Origin of the sequence: Vibrio sp. MM46 (genome assembly GCF_027587135.1) — a bacterium.
In the GTDB taxonomy this organism is placed as follows: Bacteria; Pseudomonadota; Gammaproteobacteria; order Enterobacterales; family Vibrionaceae; genus Vibrio; species Vibrio harveyi.
Genome location: NZ_JAPPTO010000007.1, coordinates 67882 through 81122, shown reverse-complemented (window position 1 = coordinate 81122; position 13241 = coordinate 67882). Strand labels below are relative to the sequence as shown.

Below are 13241 nucleotides of genomic sequence, written 5' to 3'. Positions count from 1 at the left end.
ATTTGGAAATGAAATATATTAATTAAACATTCTACTTGCTACAACTTAAATGTATTGTAGGAAATAGATCTTAATCAAAGACCCCAGTCGTTACTTCAATTAATAACATGATGTTCAGAAAAACTAAAAGATACCAAGGAGAATAATAAGTTATTATTAGAGATAGTTTATGATATAGCCACTCTATGCCAGTAGTAGATGTGATTTTATGATCGATATCTTTATGAGTTATATATCGATTCAAAATGTTATTATAGTCTTCGCCTAGCTTTAATAGTACATTATTATCATATGTATCATTACATTCCTTATAGTTTTTTATTATAAATCTAAGATGGTTTATATCCATGCCTTGGTTTCTATATTTCTCAGCTTTCATTGAGTAATCTTGCTTATGAACCAAAATCGATATGCATAAAGCAACAATTGATATCGTTATTTGTATTATTTGTATCTTGAAATTATTATCTATAACATATTTGCTATCTTTAAAAACTAGAGATATTAAAGATAGTACAATTAGAGATATAGCAATAAACGATAGTGATAATAGTGATAGGTTGCTTATTTTTGCTAATCTTCTACTTGCATTAAAGCATGCATCTTTTGTTGTCTTGGTTCTTTTTAATAAATCATTTATGATAGTATCAGTCATAAGAGAAATCCGATTTAGATAAACTATAAGAAACTGTCTTTCCTTTTACTATGCCAACCCCTTTTCTAGAGTAATTTTTCTTATACACATGTTCCCTTACCTTTTTCTTTGTCCAAGTTTTTATTCCATAGTTTGGCTTTTCAAGTGAAGATAAGTAATCTACTAGTGGCTTTAGTTGAGGGTTTATACTAATTGCTTCATTATATTTTTTATTTCTAGTTTCATGAGGTAGTTCTTGTATTGAAATTAATACAGATCTTTTTATTAAAATACTTGACTGACTTTTGAAGAATACATCAAAAATCTTTTCTCTAGAATTATTGTCTAAGTGTTTTCCTAAGCAAATTATGGATATATACGCTTCGTGTCTAGATATTTCTCCTCGTGCCGATGACCATAAAGTTGATTGTATTTCTTCGCTTAACTTAATCGGAAGGGAGGTAAGGAGTCTGATTGTATGATATCTATGCCAGTTATATAGTGAAGGTCTCTTAATCAGATGATAGGTTATTTTATCAATGATTCTTTTATCATCACAGCAGGATAGCATATCACACCAAACATTCATTTTTTCTGGGTGTGTATCAATCCTATCTATGACTTTTTCTATTATTTTATTGTTAAGGTTATAAGCATGAGTGAGTGCACTATACATGCTACAACAATCTAAAAGTCTATTTGCAATAGCTCTGAATATTTTATCATTTCCTCCAGGAGCACTATGCTTTTCTAATAAATTTTTAGCGTCATCCATTAGATACTGTATTTTAGCATGATCTTGTTCATCTATTGCAATTTCAAAATCCGATATTAACTTATCATCAGTAACATCAACAATATCATTCCAATCTTCCGCATTAGATTTGTTGTAAATACTGGTTTTTGCTCCAGATATAAAAAGCCTATTATTTAGAAGAGTATCTTGAAGGTGGTGTAATGCACGATGCGCCTGTCTTTCATTTTGTGCACATATCTTGATGTCATCAACCCACCTAAAGTAACGAAATCTATTGTCTAGAACGCTTTTATCAACGTGATACAAGTAAATGCTTCCAAGAAAACTACTGGTATCAATATTCTGTGGTATACCAAATCCCTTAGTCGACCATGATAATAGTAGTTTTTTTAGCAAAAATAAAATTAGCCTGTCTTCTTTTGAAATCGATGGACCCAAGATGTCTTCAATAATTGATATTAAGTTATCTACGTTAATATGATCATAATATGAAGTTAAATCTGTAACTAGTATGGATTCAATTTTTTCATCTAGACATGCAGATATAGCATCGTTATGGAATCCTTTCCACCTCATTATTGAATTATTGAAAGGGTATTGATCATTGTCTTCAGAGTCTCTTCTGTAAGAGTATATTTGATCTGGAACTTTGTGATCTATTTTAGGTAATAAATAATGTAAAATAGCAGTATAGATAATTCTTAGTTCGGGGTGAATCCAAATAGCATCTCTTAACATGCCACCTTTCTTCGGTACTTTATCAAAGTAGGTCTCGTAGCTATCGATGGATTTTACTTTTAACTTTATATCTTTTAAGTAAGCTTTGTAATCTCTATAGCCTAATACGTCTGGGTAGAAGTCATCTCTGGCATCTTTTAGAAACCAAGTTATGGCTGTATCTAAGTCGAGTAGCTTTATAGCTGCTATGATTTTATCTGATTCACGGTTCATTCTGATATGTGTAAGTTAGATTTTTTATGATGGTAGCATAGCTATTGTTTGTAGTGCATTATGTTTGTTATTGGTTGGTCATGATAGGCATCATCACCCATCAGGTATTGGTACAAAATGAACAATATCTATAGTCTCTGTTTGAACTATCGGATGAGAATATACTGGTCTACCTAAAATCTACTGATGCGATCAAGTGTCAGATATTCATCAAGTATGGTTACTTTGAGCCACGTTTCGACTTGCCTTTGCAAGAATTGGTTTTATGTATTGACGATATCAACGAGCCTTTACTCAAATCTACCAAGCTGCCAATGTAGTGCCTCCTGCCACTAGCTATGAAATAGGTAGTGACAGGAGGCATGCCTCAACCACCAAAGCTTACGCTTTCTGCATTCCACTCTTTTTTAAAGCGGGCTCGCTTGGTGACAGCCAAGTGACGACTTGCTAGCTTAACAATGTAAATACAAGTAGCCGTCGCTCTAAAGACACTTCAGAAATCGTAAATCATATAAATAGGAGAAAGAAACGTAACCAGCATTGTTCTTCATAATGCTTTTCTCGTAGGTGCTCAAGCTTCTTCAAGTAGACCATGTACGACAGTCGTCACTTCGACATACAAACCATAAATCTTGCCCTCATCGCCTCTGAGGCATTCTGCTTACTAACCATAAGTTGGAATTGGGCTTATCACTAACCAACAGGTCACAGTGGTTTGATTATGTTTCTCTTCGATATGTTTCAAATAAACAGAGCCATATGGGCTATATGGCTCTCATTTGATTAGGAGTAGAGGTATGCCTAAGCCGAGCTTAAGGCACGGACTTGTTTTGTTGATGAGACGTAATACAGACGGAAGTTATGCATCCCAAGCTGCACGCAGCAATATTCTTATTCAAATTGAGAAACAGTTAAAAGGGGGAGGCTATAGGCACTTAACTCCTCATACGCTTAAGCTAAAGCACGTAAAATTCCTTGTTGAGCATTGGCAGAGCCAAGGCTTGAGCATAGGAACGATCAAAAATCGCATGGCTCATGTTCGTTGGGTATTTGAAAAAACGGGGCGTGAGCATTTATTGCCGAAATCGAATGAAGAACTAGGTATCGGAAAGCGAGTGTTTAGCGACAATACAATGAATAAGGCAAAAACACTTGATGTGGAAAAGCTTAACACAATCTCAGACCCGTACATCAAAACAGCATTAGAACTACAATCTACGTTTGGTTTGAGACGAGAAGAAGCGCTAAAGTTCTCACCCAGTATAGCTATTAAAAACGATAGAATTTTTTTAAAGGGTTCTTGGACTAAGGGTGGTAAGGAACGAGAGGTTCCAATTCGAAATGACTACCAGAAGCGGGTCTTAGAACATGTCATCGCAATAGCTCCTAAAGGTTCTATGATTCCGGCTGGTAAAACATACATCCAACAACTAAAACATTATGAGAGCACCTGCAAGCAAGCTGGGTTATGTAAGAATCACGGCTTGCGACATCAGTACGCCCAGACACGTTATATTGAACTTACAGGCATGAAGGCCCCAAAGGCTGGTGGTTTGACGAGCAGAGAGCTTAGCGTAAACCAGAAAATGGTAGATAAGGAAGCTCGTTTGATTATCAGCAAGGAGCTGGGACATGAAAGAGAAGAAGTTACGGTAATTTATCTGGGACGATAACCTAGACAGCTCACTAATTCTTCAGTAGATTAAAAAGTAATCAGTAAGAATGAGAGTGGAGCTTTACTATGTTGACGCAAATTCTAGATGCTGCCGATATGACTTTAGCGCAGTTCTTGTTTTTATCTCTTATCGTCTTCGGGACGACATGTTTGATTCTGTTTGCAACTTGGTATGACCACAAACATGGAATTGAATAAAGTGCGAATCTACAAAAAAAGCGCCCCTTGAGAAAGGGGCGCTTTTTTGTTGTACGCAATAAGGATTCTCTGAGTTTTCTGCTCTTGATGGCAAAACTAATTTTGATTAACAAGAGAGGACTCGAAATGTGCGTTAAGTCTCTTCCTAACTACACCCACAATTACACCCAAAATCATCAAATGCAAAAAAGGCGTAGTAGGTACTAACCTGCTACGCCTTTCGAAATATGGTGGCCCCTCCCAGACTTGAACTGGGGACCAATCGATTATGAGTCGACTGCTCTAACCACTGAGCTAAGGGGCCTTAATAGGTCAACGATTATAGGGGAAGCGTTGCGAGGTGTCTAGCCACTAGGTGGGGCAATTGCGCTTAGTTTTTATTCACTTAGCTTCACAGATAATAAAAAAGGCGACCCATTGGTCACCTTTTTTGATTTTAATCGCTTCGATTACTCGTCTAGGAAGCTGCGCAGTGTTTCTGAGCGGCTTGGGTGACGTAGTTTACGTAGTGCTTTCGCTTCGATCTGACGGATACGTTCACGAGTAACGTCGAACTGCTTACCTACTTCTTCTAGAGTATGGTCAGTGTTCATGTCGATACCAAAGCGCATACGAAGTACTTTTGCTTCACGTGGTGTTAGACCTGCAAGTACGTCTTTCGTTGCCATTTTCAGGCTCGTTGCCGTAGCAGAATCTAGTGGTAGCTCTAGCGTAGTATCTTCGATGAAATCACCTAGATGCGAATCTTCGTCGTCACCGATTGGTGTCTCCATAGAGATTGGCTCTTTAGCGATCTTCAGTACTTTACGAATCTTGTCTTCTGGCATTTGCATACGTTCTGCCAGTTCTTCCGGTAACGGCTCACGACCCATCTCTTGTAGCATTTGACGAGAGATACGGTTTAGTTTGTTGATCGTTTCGATCATGTGTACCGGAATACGAATCGTACGTGCTTGGTCCGCGATTGAACGAGTGATTGCCTGACGGATCCACCACGTTGCGTAAGTCGAGAACTTGTAACCACGACGGTATTCGAACTTATCTACCGCTTTCATCAGACCGATGTTACCTTCTTGGATTAGGTCCAAGAACTGTAGACCACGGTTGGTGTACTTTTTAGCGATAGAAATTACTAGACGTAAGTTCGCCTCAACCATCTCTTTCTTCGCACGGCGAGCTTTCGCTTCACCGATAGACATACGACGGCTGATGTCTTTAATGTTTTGAACGTTCAGAGAAGTCTCTTCTTCAATCATTTTTAGTTTAGCGATTGAACGACGGATTTCTTCTTCGTTACGTTTGATCTTCTCAGCGTATGGCTTGTCAGATGATAGGATTTCATCTAACCATGCTTCGCTTGATTCGTTACCTGTGAACAGCGCGATGAACGACTTCTTCGGCATTTTGCCGTATTCAACTGCAGACTTCATGATCAGACGTTCTTGAGTACGAACGCGATCCATTGCTGTGCGCAGTTCATTCACTAAGTGGTCGAACTGTTTTGGTGTTAGACGGAATTCTTTGAATACGTCTAGCATCAACTCGTTAGCTACTGTTGCTTTCGGGCTTTCGTAACCGTGCTCGTTGATTGCAAGCTGAAGGTTTTGGTATGTGCTGCGTAGCTGGTTGAATTTCTCAAGCGCAAGCTCTGGGTCGATACCTACATCTTCTTCAGAGTCATCTGAATCGTCATCACTTTCTTCGTCTTCATCAACGTCTTCTTCGTCTTCTTCTTCTAGCTGAGATTCAGTTAGTTCAGAACCGATGTGCGTCGCTGTTGGTGCAGCTGTGTCGTCTGCATCAGGGTCAACAAATCCAGAGATTAGGTCAGTTAGACGAAGTTCTTCTGCTTGAACTTTGTCAAACTGCTCAAGAATGTATGGGATAGTGCCAGGGTATTCAGCAACAGACGATTGAACTTGGTTAATACCTTCTTCAATACGTTTTGCGATGTCGATTTCGCCTTCGCGAGTCAGCAGCTCTACAGTACCCATTTCACGCATGTACATGCGCACTGGGTCTGTTGTACGACCAATTTCACTTTCTACGCTAGAAAGTGCTGCTGCTGCAGCTTCAGCTGCATCTTCATCGGTGATGTTTGTGTCATCGTTCAGTGCAAGATCATCAGCATCAGGAGCAGTTTCTACTACCTTGATACCCATGTCGTTGATCATCTGAATGATGTCTTCTACCTGTTCTGAATCTACGATTTCAGCAGGTAGGTGGTCGTTTACTTCGGCGTAGGTCAGATAGCCTTGTTCCTTGCCTTTAATAACAAGTAACTTTAGCTGTGACTGCGGATTTTGATCCATAGACGGTATCCAACTTCGTAATCTGGTGAAGGAATCAGTATGCGAAATGCAAACCACTTACTATAACAAATTAAATTGTTGCTGACTAATTAAACAGGGTTACGCTTTTAAATCTAGCATCAAAGCTAGCAGCTCCCTTTTCTCTTCGGCTGATAAACCGACACTTCTTGCTTTGGCCTGCAGGTTTTCAATTTGTTTTTCTACGCACTGGGCAATAATTTTATCCAGTGAGTCTAAAAATATTTCTTCTTGGTTGTCTTCATCGAGGGGAATATCCCAGCTCGCGAGACGAGACAGAAGGGTCTCATTTTGGCTGTTTCGCCAATGCTCTAATAATTGGCCAGTGTTGATATGGGGATGCGCCTGACATTTATCAAGTACATCAACAAATAAACTTAGGCCTGGTATGGATAAATCTCTCACTGAGGAAAGATCTGGTACCATTTGAGCATAGCTCGGATTCTGAATAAGTAGAGCGATTACCTCGCGCATCGGAGTTCGTTTGATCTCTTTGTGCGGCTGAGGTCGACTTTCACCCGTCTTTTTACGTGGTTGACGTAAGCGGTTATCAAAACCCGTGCGTTCATCAAGCAGCTTTTCGAGTAACTCCTGAAAATAGGGATCAGGAATCTTGTCAATCAATGCACTCGCATAGGCTCGTAGTGCTGATTTACCTTCATTATTACCCAAGTTGATTTGGTGTAATTCAATCAGGTTATCAAAGAGATAGCTCGAAAGCGGTGTGGCTTGTTCTATTTGCTGTTCGAAGGCTTGCTTGCCATATTTTCGAACGTAGCTGTCAGGGTCTTCACCGTCAGGTAAGAACAGGAACTTCAATGTATTACCCGTTTTAAGGTACTGAAGTGCATTTTCTAGCGCGCGCCATGCGGCTTCTTTACCTGCTCGGTCACCATCGTAACAACATACGACGGTATTCGTTTGCCTAAACAGCATTTGAATGTGGTCGCCAGTGGTTGACGTGCCCAAAGAGGCGACAGAGTAATCTACGCCATATTGCGCCAACGCGACAACATCCATATAACCTTCAACCACCAAAATTCGTGGTGGTTCACGATATGCTTGTAGTACTTCGTAAAGACCATAAAGCTCTTTACCTTTATGGAAGATAGGCGTTTCTGGTGAGTTCAGATATTTTGGTGTGCCGTCACCAAGTACGCGACCGCCAAATCCAATCACTCGACCACGGCGATCACGAATGGGGAACATGATACGACCACGGAAGCGGTCATAGCGGTTACCTTTGTCGTTCTCGATCAACATGCCGCCAGTCACAAGCATGTCTTGGTTGTCTTTGTTCTGACCAAAGTTTTTACGGACCAAGTCCCATTCATCCGCCACATAGCCGATGCCAAACTTCTGTACGATTTCACCCGACAAACCGCGGTCTTTTAGGTACTCAATCGCCACTTTACTTGTTGGCTGCTTGAGTTGGTTACGATAGAACTGAGCAATGCTGCCCATGATATCGTAGAGACTACGCTTTTCGCTGCTGCTGGCTTGTGGTCCTGAGCTAAATTGACCGCCACCACCACTGCGTTGTTCGCGTGGTACATCTAATCCAAGATAGGATGCCAGTTCTTCAATGGCTTCGACAAAGTCTAGGCGTTCGAACTCCATAATGAAGTCGATGGCATTGCCATGCACGCCACAACCAAAACAGTGATAAAACTGCTTTTCTTGGCTAACGCTGAATGACGGTGTCTTTTCGTTATGGAAAGGGCAGCAAGCGCCGTAGTTTTTGCCTTTTTTCTTAAGTTTCACGCGCGCGTCGATGATATCGACAATATCGAGTCGAGCTAGGAGGTCATCAATAAAACTGCGAGGGATGTGTCCAGCCATAAAACCTAACAAAAAAAGAAAATCATGATTGGTGTGAATGGGTTACAGAGAAAAGCATGTGTGCGGCTTTTTGTTATTCCATTCTGCCAGATACAAACAAGCCGTGCGTTCCAAAGGATAGCACGGCTTGCTGCAATTGGGTGGGGTATTAAGCCAATTTAGCGCGAACTAAACCGCTTACTTTACCCATATCTGCACGCCCTTGAATTTGCGGTTTCAGAGCGCCCATTACTTTGCCCATGTCTTGCATGCCAGCTGCGCCAGATTCAGCAACTGCGCTCTCAATAAGAGCTGCAACTTCTTCGTCTGTCAGTGGTTGAGGCATAAAGTCCTCAAGAACGGTAATTTCAGCTTGTTCCGCATCAGCAAGATCTTGACGACCTGCTGCTTCAAATTGCGTTACAGAGTCGCGACGTTGTTTAACCATCTTGGTCAACACAGCAAGAATGTCGTCGTCACCCAGAGTAATCTGTTCGTCAACTTCACGTTGCTTAATTGCAGATAGAGCTAAACGAATAGTACCAAGGCGCAATTTGTCCTTGGCTTTCATCGCTAATTTTTGCTCTTCTTTGAGTTTATCAATCAGAGCCATAACTAAATTCCTTTCCGGAGCTCAGTTATTAGTACAGGCGAACGCGACGAGCGTTTTCGCGAGCTAGCTTCTTAGCGTGACGCTTTTGAGCTGCTGCTTTAGCGCGTTTGCGAACTGTAGTTGGTTTTTCGTAGTGCTCACGACGACGCACTTCAGAAAGGATACCTGCTTTTTCGCAAGAGCGCTTGAAACGACGTAGAGCAACGTCGAACGGTTCGTTTTCACGTACTTTAACTACTGGCATATGCCTTTCACCTCAGGGGTTATTCGTTAACGCTGGAATTTAATGAACCAAATCACAATTGTTTGGTCAGTTACCAGCTTGATCAAAAATGGTGCGGAATTTTAATCCGATCAACACAGCTTTGTAAAGCGTTTTATCGCCTATTGTCTGTACAAAATTTGTTTGAAGCACCAAGGCAGGGTAATATGACGCCCAAATTTCCTCTATATAGAAAGCACACTGAGAAAACCATGCGCATTATTGGTATTGAAACCTCTTGTGACGAGACTGGCATCGCGATTTATGACGATGAGAAAGGTCTTTTATCACACAAGCTTTACAGCCAAGTAAAACTTCACGCAGATTACGGCGGCGTGGTGCCTGAGTTGGCTTCACGTGACCATGTTAAGAAAACCATTCCTCTTATTAAAGAGGCTCTGAAAGAAGCGAATCTGACTTCCAAAGACATCGACGGTGTTGCATACACGGCAGGTCCGGGTTTGGTAGGTGCATTGCTTGTCGGTGCCACTATCGGTCGCAGTATTGCTTATGCTTGGGGTGTGCCTGCGGTGCCTGTTCACCATATGGAAGGTCACCTACTGGCGCCTATGCTAGAAGATAACCCACCACCGTTCCCATTTGTGGCGGTATTGGTATCGGGTGGTCACTCAATGATGGTTGAAGTTAAAGGCATCGGCGAGTACAAAATCCTAGGCGAATCTATTGATGATGCGGCGGGTGAAGCATTCGATAAGACTGCGAAGCTAATGGGCTTGGATTACCCTGGTGGTCCACTGCTATCTAAGTTGGCTGAAAAAGGTACTCCGGGTCGCTTTAAATTCCCACGTCCAATGACGAATGTGCCAGGTTTGGACATGAGCTTCTCAGGTTTAAAAACTTTCACGGCAAACACGATTGCTGCAAACGGTGATGATGAACAAACTCGCGCTGATATCGCTTACGCATTCGAAGAAGCGGTATGTGCTACGCTGGCAATTAAATGTAAGCGCGCACTTGAGCAAACAGGTATGAAGCGCATTGTTATTGCTGGCGGTGTAAGTGCTAACCGTCGTCTGCGTGCTGAGCTTGAAAAACTGGCGAAGAAAGTTGGTGGTGAAGTTTACTACCCACGCACTGAGTTCTGTACGGACAATGGCGCGATGATCGCATACGCAGGTATGCAACGCCTGAAAAACGGTGAAGTGGCAGATATGTCGGTAGAAGCGCGTCCGCGTTGGCCTATCGACCAGCTTACGCCAATCGCGTAATCAAACTTCTACTGAAGGTTTGAAATATATTCAACACGATAAAGGTCTCTGCTCATCAGAGGCCTTTATTTTTAACTAGCTAATTGAAAGACCTTGTGTAATTGATTGTAAGAGCCTAACTGATGCGAGCAGTTTTGTTTCGTTTCAGTGATAGGATTGTGCCGAAGAATAATAAATGGATATAACAATGAATAAGTTTGAAATTGAAGGTCAGCAGCTTGCTTACCTAGATAAGGGCGAAGGTCCTGTATTGCTGTTTGGTCACAGCTACTTGTGGGATAACCAAATGTGGGCTCCACAGATTGAAGTGTTGAGCCAATCATATCGTTGTATCGTGCCTGATCTATGGGCGCATGGTGAGTCGGACGCCGCGCCTGCTTCGACACGATCTTTAGTCGATTACGCTCAACATATGCTGGCACTCATGGATCATTTGGAGATCGAACAATTCTCTATTGTTGGTTTATCGGTTGGTGGGATGTGGGGAGCAGAGCTGACGTCACAAGCTCCTCAACGTGTTAAATCTCTGGTTCTTATGGATACATTCATCGGTTTGGAACCTGAAGTTACACATAAGAAATACTTTGCGATGCTGGATGCGATAAGCCAAGTTCAAGCCGTACCAGCACCGATCGTTGAGGCTGTCACACCGCTGTTCTTTGCCAACAACGCAGAGCAAGCCAATCCTGAACTTGTGGCATCATTCAAGCAAAGTCTTGAAGCATTGCAAGGTGAGCGCGCGGTCGAAGTAGCTCGTATTGGACGTATGGTGTTTGGGCGTCGTGACGTTATCGAAGATGCAGAGATGTTTGCATTGCCAACCTTGATTGCGGTTGGTCGCGAGGATAAGCCTCGTCCAGTATTTGAATCTTACTTAATGAACGATTGCATCACTGGCAGTGAGTTGGTTGAGATCCCTGAAGCGGGTCATATCAGTTCATTGGAACAGCCAGAAATCGTCAACCAGATGTTGTTGGATTTCTTGAATAAAGTGCATGCGTCTTAATTTTTTCAAGTAACGATTGAATAAACAAAAAACTCGGCATTACGCCGAGTTTTTTTCTACCAATTTCTTTTCACCAATCTTGGGTTCTTCCCCTGACAATAAGCGGCGAATATTCTGATGATGTTTAAACACGATCAAACAACAAAGCATCGCGACAGGTAAGGTGTACTGCGGTTTGAACATCCAAGCATAGAAGGGCGTAACGAGTACCGTAACAAGCGCAGCTAGAGAAGAGTAGCGAAACAACAAAGCGACCGATAACCAAGTCAGCATGACCAGCCCAGTCAGATCCAATCCAATAGGGGCTATTGCACCAAGTGCTGTTGCGACACCTTTCCCCCCCTTAAAGTGGAAAAATATTGGGTACATGTGACCAAGGCACGCTGCAATGGCAATAACGCCAAGGATGATTGGGTCGATACCAAGAAAGTAGCCGCTCCAAACCGGAATTGTTCCTTTGAGCATGTCGAACAGCAACACTGCCGCCGCTGCACCTTTGCCTCCGATACGCAGGACATTGGTGGCTCCAGGATTGTTAGAGCCCACTTTACGCGGATCCGGCAGTCTTAATAAACGACAAATTAGCACCGCGCTGGAGATAGAACCCAGCAAATAGGCTGCCATTGTCATTATTAGTGCCAGTGCGTCCATAGAAGTCCTTGATGGATTGGAATTTAATGCTCAGTTCCTGAGTAATTGCTATCATACCGCGATTCGGCTTTGAGCAAAAATACTCTCTGCGATAGAGCTTGCATTATGGGATTTCTTGTATATAAAGAGTCTTCGCAGTTTATACCCAAGCGACTTTTTCAGCCAATTTACAGAGTGAAAGGTCATAGTAGGTTGCTTGGGTATAGAATAGTACGATCAATTTGCCCAAATCGGGTATCCGACCTCTGTAAAAGAAGGACATAAGATGGCTCTGGATAAAGTTTTTATTGAACAGTTAGAAGTAATCACCACCATCGGCGTTTACGATTGGGAACAGCAAATCAAGCAAAAGCTGGTTCTGGATATCGAAATGGCACACGACAACAAACCTGCGGGTAAGAGTGATGATGTTCAAGATGCGTTGGATTACTCACAAGTGAGTGAAGCGGTGTTGAATCACATCGAAAATGGTCGTTTCTTGTTGGTTGAGCGTGTCGCAGAAGAAGTTGCAGAACTTATCATGCAACGTTTCTCTGTACCTTGGGTGAAAATTCGTTTAGCGAAGCCTGGTGCGGTTCCTCAAGCACGCGCAGTTGGTGTTGTGATTGAGCGAGGTCAGGCATGATCAAAACGTATATCGGAGTAGGCACCAATATAGAAAGAGAGCAGCACGCGCGAGTAGCTTATCAAGAGTTGCAAAAGCTAGGCTGCGATCTGTGTGTTTCTCCGATATATGAATGCGAGCCAATCGGCTTTAGTAGTCAAAACTTCTACAACTTTGTGATTAGTTTCTCCACGAAGCTATCACTCGAAGAGTTGAGTCACCACTTACGCGAGATTGAATTTCAGTGGGGGCGCGAAGAAAACGCGCAAAAGTATCAGGATCGAACCTTAGATCTCGATATAGTCTTGTTCGGTGAATGCATTTCGCCACAAAAACCTGAGCTACCTCGCAGTGATATCTACAAATATCCTTTTGTAACAAAGCCCCTGTATGATCTCGAACCTCAATTGGTGATCCCCGGCGATGGAAGAACAATCGCAGATATTTGGCAGGCGATGCAGCCAGTCGATTCACTCAAACCAGTTTCTTTTTCACTTTAATTTTGAGTTG

General features: G+C 42.1%; 13 protein-coding genes and 1 tRNA gene. 6 read left to right on the top strand and 8 right to left on the bottom strand.

Annotated elements, in window-relative coordinates:
* Window positions 1–70: 70 nt before the first annotated feature.
* A complete protein-coding gene (locus tag OH459_RS09825) occupies window positions 71–655 on the bottom strand; it encodes an SLATT domain-containing protein (RefSeq protein ID WP_269986515.1) in 585 nt (194 codons plus the stop codon).
* Entirely contained in the window at window positions 648–2342 is a 1695-nt protein-coding gene (locus OH459_RS09820) for an RNA-directed DNA polymerase (RefSeq protein ID WP_269986514.1), read from the bottom strand. The genes OH459_RS09825 and OH459_RS09820 overlap by 8 nt, the downstream gene beginning before the upstream one ends.
* Window positions 2343–3139: 797 nt before the next feature.
* Here OH459_RS09820 and OH459_RS09815 point away from each other — a divergent pair.
* Both OH459_RS09815 and OH459_RS09810 read left to right on the top strand, forming a co-directional pair.
* Window positions 3140–4015, top strand: coding sequence for a phage integrase N-terminal domain-containing protein (locus tag OH459_RS09815; protein ID WP_269986513.1), 876 nt, complete (start codon window positions 3140–3142; stop codon window positions 4013–4015).
* Between the two features lie 68 nt (window positions 4016–4083).
* Window positions 4084–4215: a hypothetical protein gene (locus OH459_RS09810; RefSeq protein ID WP_020840061.1), complete on the top strand. Its 132-nt coding sequence runs from the start codon at window positions 4084–4086 to the stop codon at window positions 4213–4215.
* A gap of 228 nt (window positions 4216–4443) precedes the next feature.
* Here the strand turns inward: OH459_RS09810 and OH459_RS09805 are convergent.
* The 5 genes from OH459_RS09805 to rpsU form a co-directional block, all read right to left on the bottom strand.
* Window positions 4444–4519: transfer RNA gene (locus tag OH459_RS09805), tRNA-Ile, on the bottom strand.
* 145 nt (window positions 4520–4664) lie between these two features.
* On the bottom strand, window positions 4665–6527 hold the full coding sequence (gene rpoD, locus OH459_RS09800; protein ID WP_005450428.1) for an RNA polymerase sigma factor RpoD: 1863 nt from the start codon (window positions 6525–6527) through the stop codon (window positions 4665–4667).
* 99 nt (window positions 6528–6626) lie between these two features.
* Complete coding sequence (gene dnaG, locus OH459_RS09795; protein WP_053049216.1) at window positions 6627–8387, bottom strand: DNA primase; 1761 nt, start codon at window positions 8385–8387, stop codon at window positions 6627–6629.
* A 148-nt stretch (window positions 8388–8535) separates the two neighbouring features.
* Window positions 8536–8979 (bottom strand): GatB/YqeY domain-containing protein, encoded by a 444-nt coding sequence (locus OH459_RS09790; protein WP_269986510.1) that lies wholly within the window; start codon window positions 8977–8979, stop codon window positions 8536–8538.
* Between the two features lie 28 nt (window positions 8980–9007).
* Entirely contained in the window at window positions 9008–9223 is a 216-nt protein-coding gene (rpsU, locus tag OH459_RS09785) for a 30S ribosomal protein S21 (protein WP_001145625.1), read from the bottom strand.
* A gap of 230 nt (window positions 9224–9453) precedes the next feature.
* Between rpsU and tsaD the strand changes: the two genes are divergently transcribed.
* Window positions 9454–10470 carry a tRNA (adenosine(37)-N6)-threonylcarbamoyltransferase complex transferase subunit TsaD gene (tsaD, locus tag OH459_RS09780; RefSeq protein WP_005450422.1) on the top strand — a complete coding sequence of 339 codons (1017 nt, stop codon included), beginning with the start codon at window positions 9454–9456 and terminating at the stop codon, window positions 10468–10470.
* Window positions 10471–10657: 187 nt separating this feature from the next.
* The gene (locus OH459_RS09775) at window positions 10658–11476 is read left to right on the top strand and encodes an alpha/beta fold hydrolase (protein ID WP_005450420.1); all 819 of its coding nucleotides are present in this window, start codon (window positions 10658–10660) and stop codon (window positions 11474–11476) included.
* 39 nt (window positions 11477–11515) lie between these two features.
* Here the strand turns inward: OH459_RS09775 and plsY are convergent, their stop codons facing one another.
* On the bottom strand, window positions 11516–12127 hold the full coding sequence (gene plsY / locus OH459_RS09770) for a glycerol-3-phosphate 1-O-acyltransferase PlsY (protein WP_005450419.1): 612 nt from the start codon (window positions 12125–12127) through the stop codon (window positions 11516–11518).
* Window positions 12128–12392: 265 nt separating this feature from the next.
* Between plsY and folB the strand changes: the two genes are divergently transcribed.
* Entirely contained in the window at window positions 12393–12752 is a 360-nt protein-coding gene (gene folB / locus OH459_RS09765) for a bifunctional dihydroneopterin aldolase/7,8-dihydroneopterin epimerase (RefSeq protein WP_005436044.1), read from the top strand.
* Entirely contained in the window at window positions 12749–13231 is a 483-nt protein-coding gene (gene folK / locus OH459_RS09760; RefSeq protein ID WP_005450416.1) for a 2-amino-4-hydroxy-6-hydroxymethyldihydropteridine diphosphokinase, read from the top strand. Before folB ends, folK begins: the two co-directional genes overlap by 4 nt.
* Window positions 13232–13241 lie beyond the last annotated feature (10 nt).